This window comes from Clostridium sp. 7_2_43FAA (genome assembly GCF_000158375.2).
Lineage (GTDB): Bacteria > Bacillota > Clostridia > Clostridiales > Clostridiaceae > Clostridium > Clostridium tertium.
This window is the reverse complement of record NZ_JH815222.1, coordinates 274,936-300,985: the sequence shown is the minus strand read 5'-3', so window position 1 is coordinate 300,985 and position 26,050 is coordinate 274,936. Positions and strand designations below refer to the sequence as shown.

Below are 26,050 nucleotides of genomic sequence, written 5' to 3'. Positions count from 1 at the left end.
TCTCATTTTAGAAAATTTATTAAAAAAGGTAGGGATATTCCCTACCTTTTTAGCTTAATATAAAGTTTTGCATTGCAAGCAGTGCTTTAACATCTATATTTTCATTAGAATCTATAAGTTGTCTAGCTTCTTCTTTTGAAACCATTATCACTTCTATATCTTCATCATCCTCTAAGTTATCTGATGATATATCTCCATCACATGTACATTGAACTAGAGCTACAGACTCATCAGTCATACCTACTGAAACATAAACTCTCTCTTTAGTATTTTTATAATCTATGCTAATAAGGTCTAAACCTGTTTCTTCTTTTAATTCCCTCTTCACTGCATCTTCAAAACTTTCATTATTATCTATAAGTCCAGCTGGTAATTCAATCACATAGCCATTTATAGGAACTCTAAATTGTCTTATTACAACCAACTTATCTTCTGTTATATGCTTTGCAACTATTACAACTGCATCTATTTTATCTTCTTCTCCACGAAAAAATTTATTCTTTATAGTTTCTAAATCCTTTCTTGATGCTATACTCCAATTTCTTAAATCACCCTTTTTATTTATGTAATCTGCATTATACAACTTTAAATATTTTGTATCTGCTAATGTTGTTATATTACTTATCCTTACCTTACTCATACCCTCAACTCCATTACAATTTTAATTTACAGTTATTATTATATATATTTCATATTTATTTTACAAATGATTTAACTTTTATTACTGGTATTAATTCACTTATTGATTTAAAATTATATTATATTTTCTATATAGTACTAAAAAATAATCTAACTTAAACTTGGTTCTAATTTTTTATTATATTTTAAGCAATTGGAGGATGTATAAATTTGAAAGAAATAAACAACAAATTTAAACAAAATATCTTACTTGGAACATATTTGATCGTTTTATATTTTGTACTTTTAAATATAAAATATGTAGTTGTTTCATTTGGAAATGTTATAGGAATTTTAAGTCCATTTATCATAGCCTTTGCAATGGCATTTGTATTGAATTTACCTATGAAATTCTTTGAAAAAAACGTATTTTATTTTTTAGATAAAGAAAAATCAAGTTTTGTAAGAGGCTTAAAGAGACCTCTATCTATTTTAACAACATTTATTACTGTTATTGGGCTTATAATAGCTTTAGCTTTATTTGTTATTCCACAATTAGTATCAAGTGTTTCAACACTGCTAGATACTGTTCCTGAATATATAAAATCTTTCGAAGCATTAATAAATGAATTTGTTTCATCAACTGAAATTTTACAAAATTTATATAATACTTTAATGAGCACATGGAAAGAATTACTTCAATTCTTTGGAGGATTATTAACTACTTCTCTCACTGGTATATTGAATACTACAATGAATATCACTAGTGGTGTTGTTAATTTTGTTCTTTCTATAGTATTAACAATTTATATGTTAGCTAGCAAGGAAACTCTAATATATCATTTTAAAAAAATATTATATGCTTTTTCAAAGAAATCTATAGCAGATAAAATAATAGAGATTGGTAGACTTGCTAATGTTACTTTTGCAAAATTTATAACAGGTCAGTGCATAGAAGCTGTTATATTAGGAGCACTTTGCTTTGTAGGAATGAATATATTCTCAATGCCTTATTCATTACTTATTAGTGTTCTTATTGGAGTAACAGCATTAATTCCAGTATTCGGGGCATTTATTGGTACTATTCCAGCTGTATTCTTAATACTTATAATAAATCCTATACAAGCTTTATGGTTTATTGTATTTATTTTATGCTTACAACAATTTGAAGGTAATATCATTTATCCTAAAGTAGTTGGAAACTCCGTTGGACTATCTGCAATATGGGTTATGCTTGCCATGTTAGTTGGCGGTAGTACGCTGGGATTAATAGGTATGTTAATTGGAATACCAACATTTAGCGTAGCTTATCAACTTATTAAAGAATATACTAATAAAAGATTAATTAATAAAAATATAAAGATTTAATAAGGAAGTGAGATTAATCTCACTTCCTTATTAAATTTCATTTATCTTGTTTAAAATTTCATCACATATTTTATGAGTCTTTAATGCATCTTCTATTGTTGGAGTTGCCTGAACTCCTAACTTTACAGAATTAATAAACTCATTTATTATATTTTCAAATCCTCTTCTATATAAAATGGTATCCCAATCTTTAAAAGATTTATTTTCTTCTACATTTTTTATTAGTACCTTTGAATCTATTAAATTTCTAACTATTACTTTTTTTCCTTGATGATGTATATTCTAGCTCCTCTTCATTAGCTCCACTATCTCTATTCATCATTGCTATACACGTTGTATTTTTACTTGTCATTGTAACAACAACATTATAAATTAACCCATCCCTCTTTAGCCCATTTACGTTTATACTTTCTATCTCTTCATCCATTAAAAATCTTAATGTATCTATAACATGAATGAAATCATCTAAAACAAAAACTACTGGATCTTTTGGACTATTTACTCTATTTTTTTCTAGCTTTATAACAGAAGGTGTACCATAGTTTTTTAAGTTTGAATACATTGGTGCAAATCTTCTATTAAATCCCACCATTAATATTTTATTAACTTCCTTAGCTAAATTAGAAACTCTTATACTATCCTCATAACTATAACTTATAGGCTTATCTACATAAACATGAATATTATTATTTAAAAGCTTTTCTATTATTTCTATATGACTTTCGGTAGCTGTATGAACAAAGGCCGCATCAATATTCATATTAATTAACTCATCTATAGTAGATACTGCTTCATTTATCCTATATTTTTTTGATAAACTATTTAATCTTTCTTTATTACGAGTACAAAATACTATTTCTATTCCCTCTATAGCTGTAATAACAGGTAAATAAGCCTTTTCACATATATTTCCTAAACCAATTATTCCTATTCTCATTAAATTCACCTCTTTAAAATATATTTTGATTCAATTTTATCATAAAATAAAAGCGAGAAGATACCAATCCCCTCACTTAAATAAGATTATCTAACCTATCTTTATTTTCTTTTATTACTTCTATAAATTTATCTGCAATAACTGGATCAAATTGACTTCCACTAAATTTTCTTAGTTCTATTATAGCTTCATCATATGTTTTTCTTTGATTATAAGGTCTGTTTGAAGTCATTGCATCAAAACTATCCACAACAGTAAGAACTCTCGATAAGTAAGGAATTTCCTCGCCCTTCAATCCATCTGGATAACCAGTTCCATTATATTTTTCGTGATGATGCAATATAATTGGAACCATCTTTTCTAATGATTTTACAGGTTTTATTATTTCAGCTCCACTTTCTGGATGCTGCTTTAATAACTCCCATTCTTCTGTCGTTAATGGCATTTTCTTCATCAATACATCTTGAGCTATATTTATTTTTCCAATATCATGCATATAAGCTCCATATATCAAAGTATCTGTATCAACTTTATTTAGCTTTAGCTTTTCTGCTAACAATCTACTATATAAGACTACCCTCTCAGAGTGTCCATATGTATATCTATCCTTAGCATTAATTACACTTATTAAAGTTTTAATTGATGTAACTAATTCTATATCTTTTTCATCTATGTCATTCTTAAGCTCATCTAATATAGAAGTATATGTCTCAACTCTATTTTTATTAAAAAACTTTGCTCTATATAACGCATCATCTGCGCTCTTTATAAGTTCTACATCACTTTTAGCTTTGTCTGGATAAACAGAAACCCCCATAGAAGCTGTCAAAACTCCTCTTGGTTGATTTTCCTCTCCATAAAATTTAGTTTTCTCTATAGTGGACCTTAATTTGTCTGCTAGGGACAAAGCTTCTTCTTCTTTCGTATTTGGTAATATCACTGCAAATTCTTCTCCCCCGTATCTCGCTGCAATATCACCTTCTCTTATATTATTTTTTAATATATCGCCTATAGATCTTAAGACTTCATCTCCCTTTTGATGTCCATATAGGTCGTTATAATGCTTAAAATAATCTATATCAACAAATATCATAGAAGTATGTTCTTTATCCTTCTCTGATAATATTATTTTCTCTTTCAATGCATCATGGAAATACCTATGATTATATACCCCTGTTAATCCGTCCTTATTTACTAATTCCTCCAACTTGTTAATATGCTCATCTTCAATTTTAACATAAAATCCCAAAGGCCAAGCTGTAAGAAGAAAAATACCTGATAGTATTAAATCATTTTGAAAATATTTATTAACTGCTCCTGCATTTGGAAAACAAAAAATATCAATTCCTAATATTAAAACGGAAGAAATAAAAGCAACTGTTATTCCATCCTTTAATCCCAACTGTATAGTTGAGCTAGTTATTATAAATAAAAATATATATTTATACTCACTTGCATAAGCCCCCGAAAGTGTTATTGCTAAAAAGAATATTGCAATAAAAAACAAGTTCTCAATAAATATAATCTTTCTATATTTACTTTTGTTTATTCTGTCATTTAATGAAAATGACCATACAAGATATATTCCTAATAATAATAACATTACAATCCCTAATGCCATAAACATAATTTGTTGATATACTAAATTATTTAAAAATTCATTATCATTAAAAATATATTGAAAAAATATAATAGCTGTGAACATTAATGATGCTAATTTTACTATTGAAACCATATCATTTATTTGTTTTCTTTTATCTTTATTTATTTTGTTCAAATTGTCCACCTCTTAGTAACTTAAATAAAGATCGGATAACTCCGATCTTTATTTAATTATTCATCTCTTAAAGCCTTTGGCTCTTCTGGTTGATATACAGCCCAGAAACATGCTGAAGTAGCTACTACTGATGCAATTACTGTAGCGAAAGTTGCAACTGCCATTAAAATTTTATTGTTTAATCTTTTCATTTTTTTCAACTCCTATCATTTTCATAATTTTTATTAATAAAGAGTCTAATATACCTACTAAAATATGACCATATCTGGTTAAAGTAAATACCTGCCATAATATACCAGCATATATACAAACAGAGTAAATTAAAAAAATCTGACTATTGCTGATATAATACATTACTATATTATAACATACTATAATCATATAAATAGATAATACTATTAAAGAGCTCTTTTTTAACTTTTTTATTTTTTGTTCTTTTTTTATTGGTTTATTTGGACTATCTACAGGAGCTAACTTATAAATAATAATTAATGAAATTATATATGTAATAGCTCCAATAAAAACTATATAATTAATATTTAAATTAATACTTTTAATTAAATATCCTGGTAATACCGCTACTATTATACCTATTAATATACAGTTAAATGGCGTACTTGCATGAACTCCCCCAGAATATTTTCTTAATATAGCTTCAACGAATGATATAATTAAAGCTTCATACATTACTCCAAATATTTTTCCAAATATGGCTACTGTTAATATTGATATAGCCATATGTATAACAGCATATAAACCATATTCTATGATACTTCTTTTATCATCATCCAAATTTAATTCTTTTTTTAAATTATAAGATATATTTTTACATAATAGCTCTAAATTCATTTTTTAAGCTTCCCTCTTTTTTTATTTATTAAATAAAATATAATAATTATTATTAATGTAATTAATAATGATGGCAATCCTAAAATTGATTTTTTTATTGGATCTTTAAATAACTTATCCAAATCAAGATTCATTAAATTAAGTCCTAAAACATTAACTGCTTCTGATATTAGTTGAATTAAATATAAGATTATAATACTTTTTATTGCACGAATTACATCAATTTTGTTATATACTATAGATATAAACAATAAAAATAGTACTGATAAAGTCATATGTACCCCATAATTTATTGGAAGCAATCTTATTATATACACTGAGCTAGAAAATAATAAGCTAGATATTATATAATTTTTTCTAGTTATATTAATTTGTGAAAATACATAAATAGCAAATATAAAAAGAAATCCTTCTGGTATTACTCTTAAGAAAAATTCTATCGGTTGTAATTTTAACATGTCATATCTCCCTTTTTTATATGAATTAACTAATTCATCTTATCATTTGTTACATTCAAAGACTTTACTACATTATAAATTATAAGAAATGCATAAAATCTAATGAAAATATCGCCTATACTAAGTACACTAAATCCAATATCAAATATATCTGTTAAAATCTTCAATTTAGTCGTTTCGTCCCCCAATATATGTATATCGTTTACCTTACTAAAAGCATCTAATTTTGCGTACCCAGTTAAATATGATAATGTTGGAAAAACAGGCATAAATCCATTATTAGCTGCAATTGCTATATCATTTAATATTCCTCCAATTATAACAAAAATAGAACCAATAATAGCAACTATATACTGCCTAAAGATAAAAACTAATGGTAAATATGAACATAAATATATAGTTTTTAGTACATTTGCATACTTAATAACTTCATAATTTTCCATAAATATATTAGCTTGTACAATAAAATAAACTACCTCCATAAATAATACTGGATATATAGCCCAACTTTTAAATAAAGGTTTTATTTTTAACTTCTTTATTTTACAAAATATTAGCGAAATTAATATAGTTTCAATCATATATTGTCCTTTCAATAATCTCTTTAATAAATCAATATACTCCAAAAAGATTTTATATTCTTGTTTACGTAGTAATTATACTATTATATGTTATTGTTTTCCATAGTTTTTTTGAATTAAAACGTTTTATTTGATATTTTTCCCAATATTTTATTTTTTTTGATTAATTTTATTAGAATAAAAGGGAAACTTGATGTTTCCCTTTATATATAACTAAATTTTAATATATTTTTTATAATATAATTAATCTTATTATATATTATTTAGCTAGATTCTTTTATAATTAACGTGTAAAATATGGTGCGCAATATAGCTATTTGGCTTTTGTAAATAATCTTTATATAGCTTCTGTATCATAGGATTTTCATGAGATTTTCTAATAACTTTATTTTTATCTTCATTATATATTGAATTCATTCTCTTTTTTAGCACATCTCTATTTGACTTTATAAAAGGCTGACCACCTCCATCAATACATCCTCCAGGGCAAGCCATTACCTCAATAAAGTGATATTTTGAATTTCCATATTTAATTTCATCCATTATTTTTTTTGCATTTCCTAATGAACTAACAACTGCTACATTAACTTCTTTTCCATTTAAATCCACTTTAGCTTCCTTAATGCCTTCTAGTCCTCTTACATTTTCAAAATCTATTTTCTCTAATTCTTTACCGGTTATCCATTCATAAGCGGTTCTAAGCGCTGCTTCCATTACCCCTCCACTAGTTCCAAAAATAGTACCTGCACCACTTGACATTCCTAAAGGATTATCAAATTCTGAATCATGTAAATTAACTATATCTATTCCAGCTTCTTTTATAATTTTAGCAAGCTCTCTTGTAGTTATAACTAAATCTACATCCTTTATACCATCAATGTCTTGCATTTCTTTTCTATTTGCTTCATGCTTTTTTGCTATACATGGCATAATAGATACTACCGCTAAATTTTCTCTTTTTATAGATAACTCCTGTGGAAGGTAATTTTTAGCTATAGCTCCAAACATTTGTTGAGGTGATTTACAGCTAGATACTAAGTTTAAGTTATCATAATAATTAGATTCAGAATAATTTATCCAAGCTGGACAACAACTAGTTATAAGCGGCAAGTTCTCACCCAAAGTAAATCTCTCTATAAATTCATTTGCTTCTTCCATTATAGTTAAATCTGCTGCAAAATTAGTATCAAAAACAGAATCAAAAGATAGCAATTTTAGTGCAGTTACAATTTTTCCTGTTGATAATTCACCTGATTCTAACCCAAATTCTTCAGCAAGTGCTGACCTAACAGCAGGTGCAATTTGAACTACAACATACTTATTATTATCATCTAAAATTTCCCATACTTTTTTATAATCGCTTTTTTCTCTTAAGGCACCTGTAGGACAGACAGCTACACATTGTCCACAATAAGTGCAATTAGTCTCATTTATTGAGTCATTTGAAAATGTCGATATATTTGTCTCAAAACCTCTATTAGCTACTGTTATTGCATGAACTTTTTGAATATCATTACAAGAAGTTACGCATCTTCTACATAAAATACACTTTTCTCTATCCCTAACAAAACCATCTGAAACATCTAGATCGAATTTTACTTTTTCGCCCTCATATTTATTCTCTTCTACCCCTAAATCTGATGCTAATTTTTGCAACTCACAATTCATATTTTTATCACAATTTAAGCAATCTTTTGGATGATTTGATAATAATAGCTCAACTATAGTCCTTCTTGCTCTAATAGCTTTTAAAGAATTTGTTTTTATTGACATCCCTTCGCTTACTTCAGTTGCACATGCTGGTACCAATCCATGCCAACCTTCTACTTCAACAACACATACCCTACAAGTTCCCTTGCAATTTCTTGTTTTTCCATCCACCATATACATATGACATAATGTAGGTAAATTTATATTAAGTTTTTTTGCAGCATCTAAAATACTAGTTCCTTTTTCTACCTCTACATTAACTCCATTTATCTTAACACTTATCATCTAGAATTCACCTCCTAAGCTAGTTTTTATAATAGCTTTAGTCGGACATGCTTCGTAGCATAAACCACATCTTATACATTTATCAATATTAATAATATGTTTTTCTCTAATTTTACCTTTAATAGCTAATACAGGACATGCCCTTAAACATTTAGTACATCCAATACAACTATCTGTAACCTCATATTTCACTAATCCTTTACATACTCCTGCAGTACATTTTTTATCTATTACATGCTCTTTATACTCATTGTTAAAAAACTTTAAAGTACTTAATACAGGATTGGGAGCTGCTTCTCCAAGTCCACAAAGAGATGCGTCTCTAACAACTTCACATAATTCATTAATTTTTTCTAAATCTTCTTCTACTGCCGTACCATCAGTAATTTTCTTTAATAATTCTAATATTCTTTTATTCCCTATCCTACAAGGAGTACATTTGCCACAAGATTCATCAACACTAAATTCTAAATAAAACTTGGCTATATCAACCATACAGTTATCTTCATCCATTACTATCATCCCTCCAGAGCCCATCATTGATCCAATTGATGTTAAAGTATCATACTCTATAGGTAAATCTAGGTACTCTACTGGTATACAACCACCTGAAGGTCCTCCTGTTTGTATAGCTTTTAACGCTTTATTGTTAATAATTCCTCCGCCTATCTCATAAACTATATCTCTTAATGGCATTCCCATTGGGATTTCTACTAAACCTACATTATTAATGTTTCCTGCTAAAGCAAAAACCTTAGTTCCAGCAGATTTTTCTGCTCCTATTGAACTATACCATTTAGCACCATTGTTAATTATTTGACTAACATTTGCAAAAGTTTCCACATTATTAACACAAGTTGGTCTTTGCCATAATCCTTTTTCTGAAGTCCTTGGTGGCTTCATTGTTGGCTCTCCTCTTAGTCCTTCAATTGAATGAATTAGCGCTGTAGCTTCACCACAAACAAAAGCTCCTGCTCCATACTTTATTTCAATATCAAAATTGAATCCTGTATTTAATATATTGCTTCCTAAAAGTCCTATATCTTTCGCTTGCTTTAATGCTACTTTTAATCTATGAACAGCTAATGGATATTCCGCTCTTATATAAATATATCCTTTACTAGCTCCAATTGCATAACCACAAATAGCCATTGCTTCTAATACTAAATTAGGGTCTCCCTCTAATATTGCTCTATCCATAAAAGCTCCCGGATCTCCTTCATCAGCATTACAAATTACATATTTTACATCTCCATTTGCTCTTCTAGCAGCTTCCCACTTTCTTCCCGTTGGAAAACCTCCACCGCCTCTTCCTCTAAGTCCAGATTCACTTACTTCTTTTATAACTTCTTCTTGAGTCATAGTTGTTAATACTTTGCCTAGCGCTGTGTAAGCTCCTACACCTAAAGCATCCTCCATATTTTCAGGATCTATCACTCCACAATTTTTTAATGCTATTTTCACTTGTTTTTTATAAAAAGGTATCTCTTCTTTTACTTTTATTTTTTCCTTAGTTTCTTCATTTTCATAAAGCAGCCTGTCTACAACTCTACCTTCAAGAATATGACTTTCTATTATCTCTTTAACATCTTCTTCTGTTACCTTTATATAAAATACTTTATCTGGCATAATTTCTATTACAGGACCTTTTGCACAAAATCCAAAGCATCCTGTCATTATAACTTTTACATCTTCTTGCAAATTTAATCTTGTTATTTCTTCATTAAATGCCTTTAAGATATTGTCAGAATTTGATGCTTTGCATCCTGGTCCTCCACAAATTAATATATGCCTTTCTTTTATTTCATCATTATTAAATTTTTCTGGATTTTCTCTAACCTCTATTTTCTTTTTACATTCTTTATATTTTTTTAATAAAGCATTATAAGTACTTATTTTCTCCATATTAACCTTGCTCCCTTAAATTATTTATTAATTCGTTTACTTGAGGCTTAGTAAAATATCCATAAACTTTATCGTTTACAAGTACAACGGGTGCTATAGCACATGATCCAACACATCTTAATGTATCTAAAGTGAATAATCCATCATTGGTTGTTTCCCCTTCTTTTATTCCAAGTATCTTTTTAAAATCCTCTAATATATCACATGCCCCTCTAACAAAGCATGCTGTACCAGTACATATACTTATTACATACTTTCCTTTTGGTTCTGTAGAAAAATATGAATAAAAAGTTATTACCCCATATACCTTAGATACTGGTATATTTAATCTATAAGCTATATACTCCTGAACCTCTCTTCCTAAATACCCATATAATCCTTGGGCATGATGTAATACAGAAATTAATGAACTTTCATCATCATTCCCTTCTTGGATAAATAGTTCTAAATCTTTAAATTTACCACATTTATCTCTCAAATTATCTCCCCCATCTTTAACTGAATTTTTAAAATATTCTAACAATTAAATAGTATCATATTTCTATTTTTTTTAAAATATATAAAATACCTGCCACTATTGATTTATTTTACTGGCTATTAAATCTCATTTCATTTATACTTACATAGGAAATAAAAAAGTTGTATTCTAATCCTTTCATATTAGAATACAACTCCTATATCTTATAGTATATTTTTATTCATTAATAAATTATTATATGTCTTATACTTAAAATCAACTTATAATTCTGCATAAAACACTTATTTTTCTCCATATATATTTAATGAAAAACCTTTTTCTAGAGCTTCCTTAGCATACTCTTTTGCTCCAAATAATGATAAGTCTCTGTAGTTTCCACATTGAATTTCATTAGCAGCAGGTATTTCTGTCGCCTTTAAAACTTCTCTTAAAGATAATTCTAATGCTTCTTTTATTTCATAAGCTTCTCTATCTCCCCATATACTTAAATAGAATCCAGTTCTACATCCCATTGGTGATAAATCTATTATTCCTTCTAATCTACTTCTTAATTCATGTGCCAAAAGATGCTCTAGTCCGTGCATCGCAGCTGTTCCAAAGGCTTCTTTATTTGGTTGTAAAAATCTAATATCAAACTTTGTTACATTATCTCCCTTTTTACCTGTTAGCAAACAACACTTTCTTATATATGGTGCCTTAACTATTCTATGATCTAATTCAAAACTTTCTACTTTTTCCATATTACATCCTCCACATAACTATCTTATTTATCTTTAAATATCTACCCTCATTAATATATCAACTAGTTTATTAATCTTTCACAATTATTTATAGTATCTAATATAGAAAATATACTTGTGCTTATTCTTTTAGCAACATACGAATTATTCATAGTATATAAATGAATTCCATCTACTCCATTTGATATCAAATCTACTATCTGCTCTGTAGCATATGCGATTCCAGCATCTCTTAATGCCTCAGGATTAAATTCGTATTTATTCATTATCCTAATAAATTTCTTTGGTAGCTTAGCTCCACATAATGAAACAATTCTATTTATTTGTTTAGTATTTATAACTGGCATTATTCCTGCTTGTACTGGAATATCTATATTGTACTTTTCTTTTTCTTCTAAAAAACTATAAAAGTACTCATTATCAAAGAATAATTGTGAAATTAAGTGTGTAGCACCAGCTTTTTGTTTTTTCTTTAGATTAATTATATCTTCCTCTAAGTTTTTACTATCTAAATGTCCTTCAGGATAACATGCCCCAACTATATTAAAATCTCCCCTTTGCTTTATATGCTTTATAAGATCACTTGCATGATCAAATTCATTACTTCCCTTATAACCTAACGGAATATCACCTCTTAAAGCCAATATATTTTCTATTCCTGACTGCTTTAAGTTATCTAAAATGGAATTTACTTGGTTTTTATTTGAGTTTATACATGTTAAATGAGCTAATGGTTCTATTTTATATTTATTTTTTACTATTGATGAAATCTCACATGTCATGTTCTTAGATAAGCTTCCACCTGCCCCGTATGTTACACTTATAAAATCTGGCTTTAAATCTTTTAATTCCTCTAAAGTATTGTAAATAGTATCAATTTTTGATTCTTGTTTTGGTGGAAATATCTCAAAAGAAAAAACCACCTCTTTTTTATCAAATAAATTATTTATATTCATGTTTTGCCCCCTTTTTTCAATGAATAATTGATAATATATAGATAATTTACAATTTCTATTGATAGTTTATATTTAACAATGGATATTGATAGCTGAAAGTTATTCTTTATACATAAAAAAATACCTAAAGGATAACCTTTAGGTATTAATATACAGCCTATGAATTACCCTTATCTAACAGGAATTAGCACCACACAATGAGGTTATATAAGTGAAAATCATTCATTATAATTAACCTACGTAGGTTGCTGGGTTTCTTAGGGCCAGTCCCTCCACCACTCTTGATAAGTTTTAAATATTCTTTTTCTATATTATATTTTATTTACAAACATTTGTAAATATATATTGAAATTATATATTTTAAATTAAAATTTATAAATACACTTCTTTAGCTATTAAATTATATAGACAAATTCACAAAAGAATTATCTATAAGTTTCATATTTGATGATTTCAACTATCAAAGTCATCTTTAAAAATTGCCATTGGTATTACATCGTAATATTTTCCACTTCTATATAATTCTTTTTTCAATATACCTTCTTCTTTAAAACCAACTTTCTTGTAGCATGCAATAGCTCTATTATTAAAAGAAAAAACTTTAAGCTTTATCTTATTCATATTTACTTCTTCAAATATAAACTTTATTAGCAATTTTAGTGCATCGCTTCCATATCCCTTGCTCCAGTATTCTTTATCCCCAATCATTATTCCTATTTCACAAGTTCTATTTTTCACATTACATTCATTAATGCTACATCCACCTATATACTTTCCAGTTTTTAAATCCTCAATTGCAAAATCATAAGTAAAATCGGTATTTGCTTTTCTACTTTTTACCCACTCTTCTTCTTGCCATTTAGTCATTGGAAATGGAATGTTAGAATCTAATAGTTTTTTCACTTCTTCATCATTTATAAACTCTACTGCTTTTTCTATATCCGCTTCCTTATACGCCCTTAATTTTACTAATTTACCACTATACATGATAATACCCCCCTTTTACAATTTATAATGGATAATTGAAACTGGATAGTTGATGATCTCTTTTTGAATCTTCAAACTATTTTTCTTTAAAAGAAATTCAGCCTTTTGGCTGAATTTTCTAATTAATTATTTTATTTCAGTAATTATATACTTATTTTATATATAAATCAAATCCTTTTATTATTTTTATAATAAATATTTTATTCTAGTTTTTTATTAAAAGTAATATTATAGAAATTATACTAAAGGCTAAACTAACCATATTTATGTACGTTACAACTTGCTTTGGAGTAAACCCCTTAGCTTCCAATCTATAATGTATTTGGCTTCTATCCGCTTGATATACTGGTTTTCCATCCATAAATCTTTTTATTATAACAAACAAATTATCAAATATAGGAATTGCTAGAGCTAGTATTGGAATAAATAAGCTCATTAAAGTTGCTTGCTTAAAGGCACCATCTAAAGCTATTATACTCAATATAAATCCTAAAAAATTTGCTCCTGAATCTCCCATAAAAATCTTTGCTGGATATTTATTATACATTAAAAATCCTAAAGTTACTCCTGTTACTATTAGTGACATACTTATAGATTCACTTTGTCCTAGAATAATTGCAGCTGCTGCAAATGTTATTGATGAAATCAATGATAATCCACCGGCAAGTCCATCCATACCATCTGACCAATTTATAACCGTTGTTACTCCAAATATCCATGTAATTGTAAGTATAAATTGTATTACTCCTGATAACTGTATATAAACCCCTGTAAACGGATTTGTAAATCCTCTAAAAACTATTCCTGATTTAAATATAATAAATGCAGCCAATAATTGAATTATTAATCTTGGATATATAGGAAATTCCTTTCCTCTAGTTTTGAAACTATCATCTATTAATCCTATTAATAATATTAAAGCTGAGCCTAGTAATATCCATGATTTTTCTTTAATCGATGTATAATTGTTAACTGTAAAATATACTGTAAAAAATCCTATAAACATAGCTAATCCGCCACAAAGTGGAGTTTCACCTTTATGTTTTTTTCTTTTTGTAGGTTTGTCTGTAAAGCTATATTTAAAAGATAATTTAATCAAAATTGGTGTTATTAAATATACTATTAAAAATGCTAATATAAAAGATAATATATATCGCATAATTTCTCCTTAACCTCTTAACTGTAATATTATTCAAATTCATTATGTCTCTTAAATTCATTATCTTATTATACTATTTATAAATATTATTATCAATGACAAAACTATGACGATTTCTATCTCCTACTTTAAAATAAAAAATATAAAAACATATAATAGATTTACTTATTGTATAAATCTCATTTAAAGCCAACGTACCTATTTCTGCTTTAATATAAAAAAAGTCCCCAAAAGGGGACATTTTTTAATTTCTTGCTTGTATCATATCTTTAACTTTCATTAATCTAGTTAAAGCTCCTCTTTCATTTTCATCAAGTTTCATTCTTATATACTTGATAGTTTCTTGCAGAGAAGGAATTGTCATATATTCAAGAGCATTAACTCTTCTTCTAGTCTTCTCTATTTCATCTGCCATAAGTTGAGTTGACTTTTCAACTTCTGCAAGTTCCAATAACTTTGGTAAGATTCCATAAAGCTTAGCAATTGAATCATCTAATTCAGATGACGTACTTGCAAAACCATAAGGGAATATACTTCCTTCATCTCCTTCAAGCTGTCTATGGAAATTCATCTCCGGAACATTAACACTCATTATATTTTTAGTTCCTACTTCAACAGATATACTTTCTTTAGGATAAGCTACTGCTTCCTCTAGAAATTCTGAGCTCATAACAGCTCTAGCCATAACAAAGTCCTTAAGAGATCCTTGAAGCTCTGCTTCTACAGACTTTCTCAATTCATTATTATATTTGACAAGATTAACGAATTGTCTCATAAGCTCATCTTGCTTATCCTTTAAAAGTTTATGTCCTCTTGTAGCTGTTGCTAATCTCTTTTTTAGCTTAGACATCTCCATTCTAGTAGGATTGACATTTAATCTTGCCATGGCTATTCTTCATCTCCCTTTGGCATATACTTTTCAAGATACTCATCTCTTATTCTCTTAAGCTCTGTTCTTGGAAGTATCTTTAAAAGCTTCCATCCTAATTGTAATGTTTCTTCTATACTTCTGTTTGTTGTAAAACCTTGAGATACATATTGTTCTTCAAATGCTTCTGCAAACTTAGCATATTGCTTATCTATATCTGATAAAGCTGATTCCCCTAAGATTGCTGATAATTCTTTAGCTTGCTTACCTTGTGCATAAGCTGAGAATAATTGGTTCATTGTATCAGCATGATCTTCTCTAGTCTTATTTTTACCAATCCCTTTATCTTTAAGTCTTGAAAGTGATGGTAATACATCTATTGGAGGAATAATACCTTTCTTATATAGCTCTCTTGAAAGAATTATTTGTCCCTCTGTTATATATCCAGTTAAGTCTGGAATTGGATGTGTCTTATCCTCTTCTGGCATTGTTAAAATAGGAATTTGAGTTATAGACCCATCTCTTCCTCTAAGTCTACCTGCTCTTTCATATAAAGTTGAAAGGTCAGTATATAGATATCCTGGATATCCTCTTCTGCCTGGAACCTCTTTTCTAGCAGCTGAAACTTCTCTTAATGCTTCTGCATAGTTTGTTATATCAGTCATTATAACAAGTACATGCATTCCTTTTTCATAAGCTAAGAATTCCGCTGTAGTAAGAGCCATTCTTGGAGTTGCTATTCTTTCGATAGCTGGATCAGATGCAAGGTTCATAAATAATACTGAATTATCTATAGCACCTGTTTTATTAAATTCATCAACGAAAAATTGTGATTCTTCGAATGTAATACCTATTGCAGCAAATACAACTGCAAAGTTAGCATCTGAATTTAAAACTCTCGCTTGTCTTGCTATTTGTGCAGCTAATTGTGCATGAGGAAGTCCTGATGCTGAGAAAACAGGTAACTTTTGTCCTCTTACTAATGTATTAAGTCCATCAATAGCTGAAATACCAGTTTGAATAAATTCTGATGGATAATCTCTTGATACTGGATTAATAGCTTCACCATTTATATCTAATCTTTTTTCTGGAATTATATTAGGCCCATTATCAATTGGGTGTCCCATACCATCAAATATTCTTCCTAGCATATCTTCAGAAACACCAAGTTCAAGTGGTCTTCCTAAGAATCTAGCTTTTGTTTCCTTTAAGTTTATTCCTGATGAACCTTCAAAAAGTTGAACCATAGCTCTTGTTCCATTTATTTCAAGAACTCTACCTCTTCTTTTTTCACCAGTTTGAAGCTCTACTTCAACTAGTTCATCATACTTAACGCCTTCAACACCTTCAACTACCATCAAAGGTCCTACAACTTCTGTAACTGTTTTATATTCCTTAAGCATTTAGAACCCCTCCCTTTTCGTTGATTAATGCATCTATAGCAGCTTTTAATTCTACTTCTATTTCATCTATCTTATTTATATTATCTTCATGAATATATTTACTTCTTGCAATTTTATCTCTAACTTCACTTAAGCCTAAAATCTCATTTAAGTAAACACCTGCTTTTAATGCTCTTTCTGCTTCTTTTCTAAATAGAAGAATTAACTTTAACATCTTATATTGCTTATCTAATGAAGCATATGTATCAACTTCATGGAATGCATTTTGTTGAAGGTAATCTTCTCTTATTGATTTTGAAACTTCAAGCTTTAATCTATCTACTTCTGATAAAGCATCTATACCAACAAGACTTACTATTTCTTGAAGTCCTGATTCCTCTTGAAGTAAAGTCATTGCTTCTTGTCTTAAAGTTGCCCAATCTGATGCAACTTCATTATTCATCCACTCATCTATAGTATCTGCATATAATGAATATGAATTTAACCAGTTAATTGATGGGAAATGTCTCTTATATGCAAGTTGAGCATCTAGTCCCCAGAAAACTTTAACTATTCTTAATGTAGATTGTGTAACTGGCTCCGAAAGGTCTCCTCCTGGAGGTGAAACTGCTCCTATTGCTGTTACAGCTCCTTCTCTACCATCATTACCTAAACAAATAACCTTACCTGCTCTTTCATAATAATCTGCAAGTCTTGATCCAAGGTATGCTGGATAACCTTCATCACCCGGCATTTCTTCAAGTCTACCAGACATTTCTCTTAAAGCTTCTGCCCATCTTGAAGTTGAATCTGCCATTATTGAAACAGAATATCCCATATCTCTGAAGTATTCTGCAATTGTTATTCCTGTATATATACAAGCTTCTCTAGCTGCAACTGGCATGTTTGATGTATTGGCTATAAGAACTGTTCTCTTCATTAAGCTTTCACCAGTCTTAGGATCTTTAAGTTCTGGGAATTCATTAAGAACATCTGTCATTTCGTTTCCACGTTCACCACAACCAACATATACAACTATTTCAGTATCTCCCCATTTGGCCACTTGGTGTTGAACAACTGTTTTACCTGCTCCAAACGGACCTGGAACTGCTGCTGCTCCACCCTTAGCAACTGGGAAGAATGTATCTATAACTCTTTGACCTGTAGTCATTGGGGCATCTGGTTTTAACTTTCTTGCATATGGTCTACCTTTTCTTGCTGGCCATTTTTGCATTAATGTTAATTCCTTATCACCTTTTTCAGTTTCTACTACACATACAGTATCAACTATTGTAAATTCTCCAGCTTTAATTTCTTTTATTGTACCCTTTACCCCATAAGGAACCATTATCTTATGAAGTACTACTGTAGTTTCTTGAACTGTTCCTATTATATCTCCAGCTTCAACTACATCTCCTACCTTTGCTGTAGGTTCAAATTTCCAAAGTCTTTCTCTATTTAATGACTTAACTGCTACACCTTTTTTTAAAAATGGTGAATTTGCTGCTTTAGCAAATGCATCAAGTGGTCTTTGGATACCATCGAACATTGATTCTATAAGTCCTGGTCCTAATTCTATACTTAATGGCTCTCCAGTTGTAACAACTGGGTCCCCTGGTCCTATTCCTGTAGTTTCTTCGTAAACTTGGATAGATGCCTTATCATTTCTCATTTCTATGATTTCTCCGATAAGACCTTTTTCTCCAACCTTAACCATGTCGAATATATTTGCTTCTTCCATTCCTTCAGCAACAACTAAAGGACCTGCAACCTTAATTATCTTTCCGGTCTTCAAATCAATAACCTACCTTCCTATAAAATATTAACGCCAACAGCTTTTTCCACACTATCACTAATTCTCTTTAGTCCAATATTTAATGAACCTTGATTACTTGGAATTAATATTACAGCCGGAAGTACTTGTTCATTGTAACGTGCTATCGTTTCTTGAATATGTTGTGCTATTTGCTCTGTTACAAAAATTACTGCGTAGTCATTTCTTGCACAGCTATCAACTGCTTTTCTTGCTTCATCAGCTTCAACTACTGGGAATACATCTATTCCTAAAGCTTTGAAAGCTAAAACCGAATCCTTATCGCCAACAACACCTATTTTCTTATGCATATATATCACGCAACCTTTCTCTTATTACTTCCTCAGCAATATTATTAAGCTTGCCAACCATTATAATTCTTATTACTTTTATCTCTGTTTCTTTAGCATAAATATAAGATAGTATTTTTTCTGGTCCAAATGTAACTAACTTAGAATTTTTCATTAACTCCATGATATAATTATCACTTAACTTTTCTAAAAGACTTGCAGATTCTGTAGCGATATAACTCTCAAATCCTTCTTTTATTAAGTCAGAATAAATCGTACTTTGTAATTTAGCCATTATGTTTTCTGGGGATTCATTTAGTAAAGCTATAAGCTTGCTACTATCTATTTCTCCACCATTAACCATAACTTCCCCAGCGAAATCTCTTCCTTTATTTTGCTTCTTTATTCTAAGTAAAGTTCTTATGTTAGTAGAATCTATCATAGCTTTTACTAAATTATCTATGAATTTATAATTCAATGACTTCTTTATATCTACTAACTCTTTATACATATATTTATCTATTATTATATCTATCTTTTGAGGATCTTTAGTTTCCTCAAAAGATTTCATTGCTTCTTGAACTCCTTTTCCAAGGTTTCCGTTTAAGCTTTTAAAATTATCTCCATCTATCTTACGTTTAATTTCCTGTAAATCTAGACTACCTAATTGTATAAGCATTGAAGATAAATCCTTACCTAATACTTTTCCCTTTAGAAGTACCTTTATATTATGATAGTCATATTTTAAACTCATTAACTTCACAACATCTTTTACAGGGCTTATTTCGTAGACTAGTTCATATACCCTTTTTAATTCTGCTGTTAATATTTCTTCATAATCTTCTGGTCTCTTTACATTAGCTGAAACATTTGAATACTCTGTTTCATTTAATATTCTTAGTACTTCATTTGCTGATGGAGCTTCTATCATTCTATCAATTTTAGGCTTATCAAGAAGTCTAGTTTCTAAAACCCATATTCTTGATACAGCTTGGGTAAATTTCATTACATCCATCTCTTACCCTCCTTAATTAAACAACACTCTTGCTACTTCAAACTCCAATTCATCTTTTAATGAACTTACTAAAGCTTCATATGTGTTGTTGATTTCTATACCATTACTTTCAAGAATAAATCCACCTTTAAAATTTCCAGTATTAGGACTTAACTTAATGTTTCCTTTATCTCCTAATGATTGATTTAAATCATAAATAAAAGTAAGATCTACTACTTCCATTCCGTCTTTATTTAAAATTAATGTTTGCTCTCCTATTTCACCTAGAGAAAGTATTGAATTTTTTATAAATCTTAAAAAATCATCTCCAGATATAGTTGCTAACATATCTATACTTTTTTCAAATACTTCTTTTATAACTTCTTGCTTTGCAGATAACTTATTGTTTCTAACCTTAAGCGAAGCAGAAGATAGAATTCTTTCTTTCTTAGTTTTAGCTTCAAGCTCAGCCTTTTGTATAATTTCCTTTTCAAGTTCTTTGGCTTTAGCTATTTTCTTTGAAAGAATATTATTTTTCTCTTCTTCAGCAGAAGCTAAAATACTTTCCTTTCTATCTTCAGCATCCCTAAGGATCTTAGAAGTCAGATTATTTACACTTGCCATAGCCTATTCTCTCCAATCCTAGAATCCTTTATTTACTAACATGAATGAAATAACGAATCCTAATAATGCGTATGTTTCAACCATCGCTGATAATATTATACCTTTTGTGTTATGTTCTGGGTTTTTAGCTAATATTTGAATACCAGCTGCTGCAACTTTACCTTGTGCTATTCCAGACCAAAGACCTGCAAATGCTATTGGTAAACAAGCACCTAATAAATATAAACCTTGATCTAATGGCATTCCTGAAGCCATTTTAGTAAATACTAAGAATCCTATAACGAAACCATATAAACCTTGTGTACCTGGTAATAATTGAAGAACTAATGCCTTACCAAACTTTTCTGGTTCTTCTGTAACTAATCCTGTTGCTGCTTCACCAACTATACCAACACCTTTAGCTGATCCTATACCAGATAAACCAACTGCTAAAGCTACTCCCATAGCTGCAAATATTAATCCACCGTTATTTTCCATAAAAAATTGAATCCATGACATTTCCATTTTATAATTCCTCCTAATTTCTTTTAATCTTTATATACTTTTCTGAAACTTTAAATGCTTTAAAAGGTCTTCCGCCACCTTCATAGAACTTACCAAAATACTCAACATATTGAAGTCTTGCTGTGTGAACATAAGCTCCAAGTAATGATAAACCTAAGTTGAATATATGGAATAGAACAAATAATATAGGTCCTATTACTATTGCTGCTACACCTGGTAAAGTATGAATTAATAGGTTTAAAGCACCTGCAATTGAACCACCTGCTAATCCTAAAGCCATAAGTCTCGTATAAGAAACTAAATCTCCTACATATCCTGTTATGCCGTATAAGGAATATAACCCTTGACCTATCTTGGCTCCTGTAGATTTTTCTTCTCTTCCTCCACCTATAACTATTAATATAGCACCAATAATTGCTGTACCAATAAATATATTACCTAATATATTAGGTAATTTTAAAAATTTAACTGCTGCAATTCCACCTATGGATAATAATGTTATTATCCATGAACCTGGATCTAATAATGCATCTTTTACTTTTCCAATTCTAATTAAACTATAAACCTTTATAAATAGTCCAAAGAAGATTTGAATAACTCCTAATGCTAAAGATAAAATTACTATAGTCATAACATCTTTATTGGTATCTATTATTTGGGTTGGTAATGTTATAATATCTCCAAAAAATGATCCATAAATTGCTCCAAAAAATATTGTTGGAAAACTTAAGTATAAAAAGAATTTTGCAAAATCTTTTTTACCTTCATCTAGTTTTAAGAATTTAAGAGCTAATGCTGCTCCTATTAAAACTAATAGTCCATATCCTACATCTGCTACCATCATTCCAAAGAATATTAAATAGAATGGTGCAAGTAACGGTGTTGGATCTATTTGATTATATTTAGGATAACTATACATTCCAGTTACACTTTCAAAAGCCGAAACAAGTTCACCATTCTTAAGTTTAATTGGAACATCATCTATTTCATCTTCCTTAACATCTTCAAATTCTATATAGTAATCATTTTTAAGAGTATTACTACATATAGACTTTAATTCCTCATTATCTTCTTGTGCTATCCATCCTTGAATTGCACATATATTTTTTGTCTTTAAGAAATTCGTTGAAACTTTAACACGTTCAACTTTACTTACAAAATAATCATAAGCTAATTCTAACTTCTTTAAATCTTCTTCAAAGCTTGCAATTTCTTCTTCAATAAAGAATTTCTTTGATTGAAGTTCCTCTATCTGATGCTTAAATTCTAAAATAAGCTTCATCGGAACATCTTTATGTTCGGTTTTAAAGGCGCTAAATCCAACTCCCCTTAGAACTTCTGATACATTTTCACTATCTTCTTTATTAGATAAAATTAAAAGATTAATATCATTGCTACTTCTTGATATTATTTCAACATATGCATTTGATAACTCTTCTAATAAAGTATCTTCATAAGATTTTGCTATAGTTCCTAGGAAATATGATGTATTTTTCAAATCTTTTATTTCACTAAAAGCTACATCTAAATCCTGCCAAGGAATTAAAGTATCTATTTCAGCCTGTAACTTTGTTATATTTGAATCTAAATTAGCCAGCTCTGCCTCTTTTTCTTTTGCTTTATTATAGCTTTCTTCCCACTTAGAGGCTTTAACTTTTTCATCTAATTCATCTAAAGTTAATGTTAGCTTTTCTTCTTGTAATGACTTTAATCCTGATTTTTTAGGAACATATTTTTTAAGAAATTCTAGGACAAATTTAGCTTTTGATAAATTTTCTTCATACTTTGAATACTCTAAATCTATATCGTCTTTAGCTAAGCTTTTTAATTCTTCATATTTTTCAAGGAACTCATCATCTTGTAAATTAATAAATTCTACATTAGATAGTCCTTGTATTTCCCTTAAAAGTTTTTGCTTTTTAGATTCAAAGGTAAGCAAAGTGAATTTGTTCATCTTAACTATTGCCATGAATCTTCACTATCCTCTCAACGATTAAATTAATAGCATTATTCTTTTTCTCTTCAGAAATATTTTTAATGCTTGCTACTTCTTTTTCACCTTTTTCTAATATAGGCTTTGCTTCTGAATTTCCTTCCTCTTCTGCTTTAGCTATAATTTGTGCTTTTTTTGAGTTTGCTTCACTTAGAGTTTTACTATACTCCTCTTCTGCTTGAATGCTTGCATTTTTTACTATTTCTTTTGAGTTATTCATAGCTTCTTGAATTAGCTCTTCAGCTTTCTCTTCAGCCTTTTTAATTTCATTTATTGCTTCTAATGCCAAAATCTCACCACCTTTATTATTGTAAATAATAATATAGAAATTAATACTTTATATAGTATTAATTACTCTTTCATATCTTCCATTATACACCGCTTGACGTTTTTTTCAATATCTTTAATCTTGATTTGGAGAAACAAACATAATTTTTCAACTATTGTAAATGTTTTCTTGCTTGTTTAATATAAATTTTATATTTTCTTAAATTTCTGTTTTTTATCTGTAATATGTACTATATCACCTCCATGACCAAATAAGTAATAATCCTTTTCTTTAACTACAGTAGAATTTTTTATAAATTTACTTATGTTTATATCAAATATTTCTAGATGATAATCTTTAAAAGAATATACACCTTTAAATTGATCTTTTATTTTTAGCTCCTCATCTTTATCTAAATTCCTTTGTATAAACTCTGGCATTCCCCTTTTTTTATTAAATCTAAGATAATCAAATTTTAATATTTCTTTTAATATAGAGTTATCTCCTTTTAATATTTCCATATTAAAATCTAAAAATACTCTATAATACTCACTATTTCCTATGTTTCTATCAAAATATCCTTTAGAGTCAAAATATGTCCCTAAAGTATAGTAAAAATCAAAAGGTGTATCAAACTTGTTTACTAAATATTTTATTATGTTATCAAACTTTTGGGAGTTATAGTATTTATCGACCATTTCTTCCACTTTCTTAAGCTTTATTAATTCATCATAACTTATATCTTTAGTTTTCAGTATTTCATATGGCGGATATGGCGAGTATTTCATTCCATACTCTTCTGCTTCTTCCCTCATTGATGATCCTCTTAAAAGCTTTAAAAATCCTAATTGAATTTCTTCTGGGCTTATACTATAAACATCATTAAATGAGTTTTTGAATGAATTATAATCTTCTCCTGGAAGTCCTGCTATTAAATCAAGATGTTGTTTTATATTTCTAATTTGAATAAGTTCTTCTACTTTTTCTTTTATATCGCTAAAATTTACAAATCTATTTATTCTATTTAATACATCATCATTTGTAGTTTGTACTCCAACTTCAAATTGGAATCTATCCTTTGGTGCTTTTCTTAATAGTTCAAGTTCAGATTTTTTTAATATATCCGCTGATATCTCAAAATGAAATTGAGTTTTAGTATCTTGATTAATAAGAAACTCCCAAATAGCCATGGTAAATTTATGATTACAATTAAAAGTTCTGTCTACAAACTTTACAAGTCTAACTTCCTTATCTATAAAATATTTTAATTCTTGCTTTACTCTATCTATATCCAAGAATCTAACTCCATGAGTCGTTGATGATAAACAATATTTACAATTAAAAGGACACCCTCTTGAAGCCTCATAATATACTATCTTATTATCTAAATTTTCATCTTCTTCATAGGGAAATATTAATTCATTCATATTCATAAGAGGCCTTTTTCCATTTGATATTACTTCACCATCAGCTTTGTAATATAAACTTCTTATTGAGTTTATTTCTCTTTCTCCTAATTTATATTCCACAAACTCTCTATATGTTTTTTCTCCTTCTCCTTCAATGATATATTCTCCATTTAATTCTTTTAATATGTTTTGACTATCATAAGATACTTCTGGACCTCCATACAATATCTCTATGTCTTCATCTACTAGTTTTATAAGATTAGAAAGTCTTTTTATTATTTCTATATTCCAGATGTAAGTTGAAAAGGCCACTACATTCGGCCTTTCTTTTATTATTTCTTCTAATATTTTTTCATCTCTATCATTAATAGAAAACTCTCTAATCTTACAATCATAATTCATATCTTTAGTAAAGGCCCTTAAGTATCTAACAGCTAAATTACTGTGTACAAATTTAGAATTTATAGCTGTAAGCAAAATTTTCATACGTATCTTCTTCCTTTCAATATTAAAGTTTTATACCTTTTATAAAATGTATATCCTCCCATAATTTAGTTTCTTCTATTTTATAGTATTTTTCAAGTAATTTTTTATTATCCTCTATATTTGACTTTATTATTGGATTTAAATTTTTAAATTCAAATTCTCTTACTTTACCTGAAGGTAATACTGCCATTATTTTATTATTAATCATATCCTTCACTTCTTTATTTATGTCCCATATAAATATTTCTCCACCAACTTTAATGTACTTTGTCACTTCTTCAATCAGCTTTAATCTACTATAATTATTCCACATTTTACTTAGATGAAAAAACATTGTGCAAGTATCATATTCTTCTTCATTAAGAATAATACTTGAATTATCTACTCCCACATAATCCACTGAAATTTCATCCATTACATCTTTTGATATATTGTAAATAACACCAAAACTCTCCCCAACATCTAGTATATCTCCATTTAGCTTTACATCTGATAAATTAAGTACTATAGTTTTTCCCATCTCACCTTACCTCCTAATTACATAAGTTATATTATATTTATATTTATCACTTCCATAATTTATTAATAAATTTAATAAAAAAGAAGAGATT

At 28.7% G+C, this 26,050-nt stretch carries 26 protein-coding genes and 1 riboswitch; of the genes, 1 reads left to right on the top strand and 25 read right to left on the bottom strand.

Annotated features, from left to right (window positions below):
* Window positions 1–49: 49 nt before the first annotated feature.
* A complete protein-coding gene (locus CSBG_RS03005) occupies window positions 50–640 on the bottom strand; it encodes an NUDIX hydrolase (RefSeq protein ID WP_008676943.1) in 591 nt (196 codons plus the stop codon).
* Between the two features lie 209 nt (window positions 641–849).
* On the opposite strand from CSBG_RS03005, the gene CSBG_RS03000 reads away from it, so the two are divergent.
* Window positions 850–1,986, top strand: a complete 1,137-nt coding sequence (locus tag CSBG_RS03000; RefSeq protein WP_008676941.1) for an AI-2E family transporter — start codon at window positions 850–852, stop codon at window positions 1,984–1,986.
* Window positions 1,987–2,233: 247 nt separating this feature from the next.
* On the opposite strand, the gene CSBG_RS02995 is transcribed toward CSBG_RS03000, so the two are convergent.
* From CSBG_RS02995 to CSBG_RS02880, 24 genes are all read right to left on the bottom strand, one after another.
* Complete coding sequence (locus CSBG_RS02995) at window positions 2,234–2,923, bottom strand: Gfo/Idh/MocA family oxidoreductase (protein WP_242825264.1); 690 nt, start codon at window positions 2,921–2,923, stop codon at window positions 2,234–2,236.
* Between the two features lie 76 nt (window positions 2,924–2,999).
* Window positions 3,000–4,700, bottom strand: a complete 1,701-nt coding sequence (locus CSBG_RS02990; RefSeq protein WP_008676940.1) for a diguanylate cyclase — start codon at window positions 4,698–4,700, stop codon at window positions 3,000–3,002.
* 56 nt (window positions 4,701–4,756) lie between these two features.
* Window positions 4,757–4,891 carry a cyclic lactone autoinducer peptide gene (locus tag CSBG_RS02985; protein ID WP_008676938.1) on the bottom strand — a complete coding sequence of 45 codons (135 nt, stop codon included), beginning with the start codon at window positions 4,889–4,891 and terminating at the stop codon, window positions 4,757–4,759.
* Window positions 4,872–5,549, bottom strand: a complete 678-nt coding sequence (locus CSBG_RS02980; RefSeq protein ID WP_008676937.1) for an accessory gene regulator B family protein — start codon at window positions 5,547–5,549, stop codon at window positions 4,872–4,874. Before CSBG_RS02980 ends, CSBG_RS02985 begins: the two co-directional genes overlap by 20 nt.
* On the bottom strand, window positions 5,546–6,007 hold the full coding sequence (locus tag CSBG_RS02975; RefSeq protein WP_008676936.1) for a hypothetical protein: 462 nt from the start codon (window positions 6,005–6,007) through the stop codon (window positions 5,546–5,548). The genes CSBG_RS02980 and CSBG_RS02975 overlap by 4 nt, the downstream gene beginning before the upstream one ends.
* Window positions 6,008–6,036: 29 nt before the next feature.
* Window positions 6,037–6,588 carry a DUF5317 family protein gene (locus CSBG_RS02970; protein ID WP_008676935.1) on the bottom strand — a complete coding sequence of 184 codons (552 nt, stop codon included), beginning with the start codon at window positions 6,586–6,588 and terminating at the stop codon, window positions 6,037–6,039.
* A gap of 267 nt (window positions 6,589–6,855) precedes the next feature.
* Complete coding sequence (locus CSBG_RS02965) at window positions 6,856–8,583, bottom strand: NADH-dependent [FeFe] hydrogenase, group A6 (protein WP_008676934.1); 1,728 nt, start codon at window positions 8,581–8,583, stop codon at window positions 6,856–6,858.
* Complete coding sequence (locus CSBG_RS02960; RefSeq protein WP_008676933.1) at window positions 8,584–10,488, bottom strand: NADH-ubiquinone oxidoreductase-F iron-sulfur binding region domain-containing protein; 1,905 nt, start codon at window positions 10,486–10,488, stop codon at window positions 8,584–8,586.
* 1 nt (window position 10,489) lies between these two features.
* Window positions 10,490–10,966, bottom strand: coding sequence for an NAD(P)H-dependent oxidoreductase subunit E (locus tag CSBG_RS02955; protein WP_035284950.1), 477 nt, complete (start codon window positions 10,964–10,966; stop codon window positions 10,490–10,492).
* Window positions 10,967–11,247: 281 nt separating this feature from the next.
* Window positions 11,248–11,706, bottom strand: a complete 459-nt coding sequence (locus CSBG_RS02950) for an S-ribosylhomocysteine lyase (RefSeq protein ID WP_008676931.1) — start codon at window positions 11,704–11,706, stop codon at window positions 11,248–11,250.
* A gap of 62 nt (window positions 11,707–11,768) precedes the next feature.
* The gene (gene metF / locus CSBG_RS02945) at window positions 11,769–12,662 is read right to left on the bottom strand and encodes a methylenetetrahydrofolate reductase [NAD(P)H] (protein WP_008676929.1); all 894 of its coding nucleotides are present in this window, start codon (window positions 12,660–12,662) and stop codon (window positions 11,769–11,771) included.
* A gap of 167 nt (window positions 12,663–12,829) precedes the next feature.
* Window positions 12,830–12,953, bottom strand: a riboswitch (SAM riboswitch).
* A 162-nt stretch (window positions 12,954–13,115) separates the two neighbouring features.
* Window positions 13,116–13,649: a GNAT family protein gene (locus CSBG_RS02940; RefSeq protein WP_008676928.1), complete on the bottom strand. Its 534-nt coding sequence runs from the start codon at window positions 13,647–13,649 to the stop codon at window positions 13,116–13,118.
* A 205-nt stretch (window positions 13,650–13,854) separates the two neighbouring features.
* A complete protein-coding gene (locus CSBG_RS02935) occupies window positions 13,855–14,808 on the bottom strand; it encodes an MraY family glycosyltransferase (protein WP_008676927.1) in 954 nt (317 codons plus the stop codon).
* Window positions 14,809–15,052: 244 nt separating this feature from the next.
* Entirely contained in the window at window positions 15,053–15,694 is a 642-nt protein-coding gene (locus CSBG_RS02930; protein ID WP_008676926.1) for a V-type ATP synthase subunit D, read from the bottom strand.
* 2 nt (window positions 15,695–15,696) lie between these two features.
* Entirely contained in the window at window positions 15,697–17,079 is a 1,383-nt protein-coding gene (locus CSBG_RS02925) for a V-type ATP synthase subunit B (protein ID WP_008676925.1), read from the bottom strand.
* A complete protein-coding gene (locus CSBG_RS02920; RefSeq protein ID WP_008676924.1) occupies window positions 17,072–18,853 on the bottom strand; it encodes a V-type ATP synthase subunit A in 1,782 nt (593 codons plus the stop codon). The genes CSBG_RS02925 and CSBG_RS02920 overlap by 8 nt, the downstream gene beginning before the upstream one ends.
* 17 nt (window positions 18,854–18,870) lie before the next feature.
* Window positions 18,871–19,182, bottom strand: coding sequence for a V-type ATP synthase subunit F (locus CSBG_RS02915; protein WP_035285596.1), 312 nt, complete (start codon window positions 19,180–19,182; stop codon window positions 18,871–18,873).
* Window positions 19,175–20,176, bottom strand: coding sequence for a V-type ATP synthase subunit C (locus CSBG_RS02910; protein ID WP_008676922.1), 1,002 nt, complete (start codon window positions 20,174–20,176; stop codon window positions 19,175–19,177). The genes CSBG_RS02915 and CSBG_RS02910 overlap by 8 nt, the downstream gene beginning before the upstream one ends.
* A 12-nt stretch (window positions 20,177–20,188) precedes the next feature.
* Window positions 20,189–20,779, bottom strand: coding sequence for a V-type ATP synthase subunit E (locus CSBG_RS02905; RefSeq protein WP_008676921.1), 591 nt, complete (start codon window positions 20,777–20,779; stop codon window positions 20,189–20,191).
* Between the two features lie 18 nt (window positions 20,780–20,797).
* The gene (locus CSBG_RS02900) at window positions 20,798–21,283 is read right to left on the bottom strand and encodes a V-type ATP synthase subunit K (protein ID WP_008676919.1); all 486 of its coding nucleotides are present in this window, start codon (window positions 21,281–21,283) and stop codon (window positions 20,798–20,800) included.
* A gap of 13 nt (window positions 21,284–21,296) precedes the next feature.
* Window positions 21,297–23,252, bottom strand: a complete 1,956-nt coding sequence (locus CSBG_RS02895) for a V-type ATP synthase subunit I (RefSeq protein ID WP_008676917.1) — start codon at window positions 23,250–23,252, stop codon at window positions 21,297–21,299.
* Entirely contained in the window at window positions 23,239–23,565 is a 327-nt protein-coding gene (locus tag CSBG_RS02890; protein ID WP_008676916.1) for an ATPase, read from the bottom strand. The genes CSBG_RS02895 and CSBG_RS02890 overlap by 14 nt, the downstream gene beginning before the upstream one ends.
* 188 nt (window positions 23,566–23,753) lie before the next feature.
* Complete coding sequence (locus CSBG_RS02885; RefSeq protein ID WP_008676913.1) at window positions 23,754–25,439, bottom strand: B12-binding domain-containing radical SAM protein; 1,686 nt, start codon at window positions 25,437–25,439, stop codon at window positions 23,754–23,756.
* A gap of 22 nt (window positions 25,440–25,461) precedes the next feature.
* Entirely contained in the window at window positions 25,462–25,959 is a 498-nt protein-coding gene (locus CSBG_RS02880; RefSeq protein ID WP_008676911.1) for a hypothetical protein, read from the bottom strand.
* Window positions 25,960–26,050: the final 91 nt, after the last annotated feature.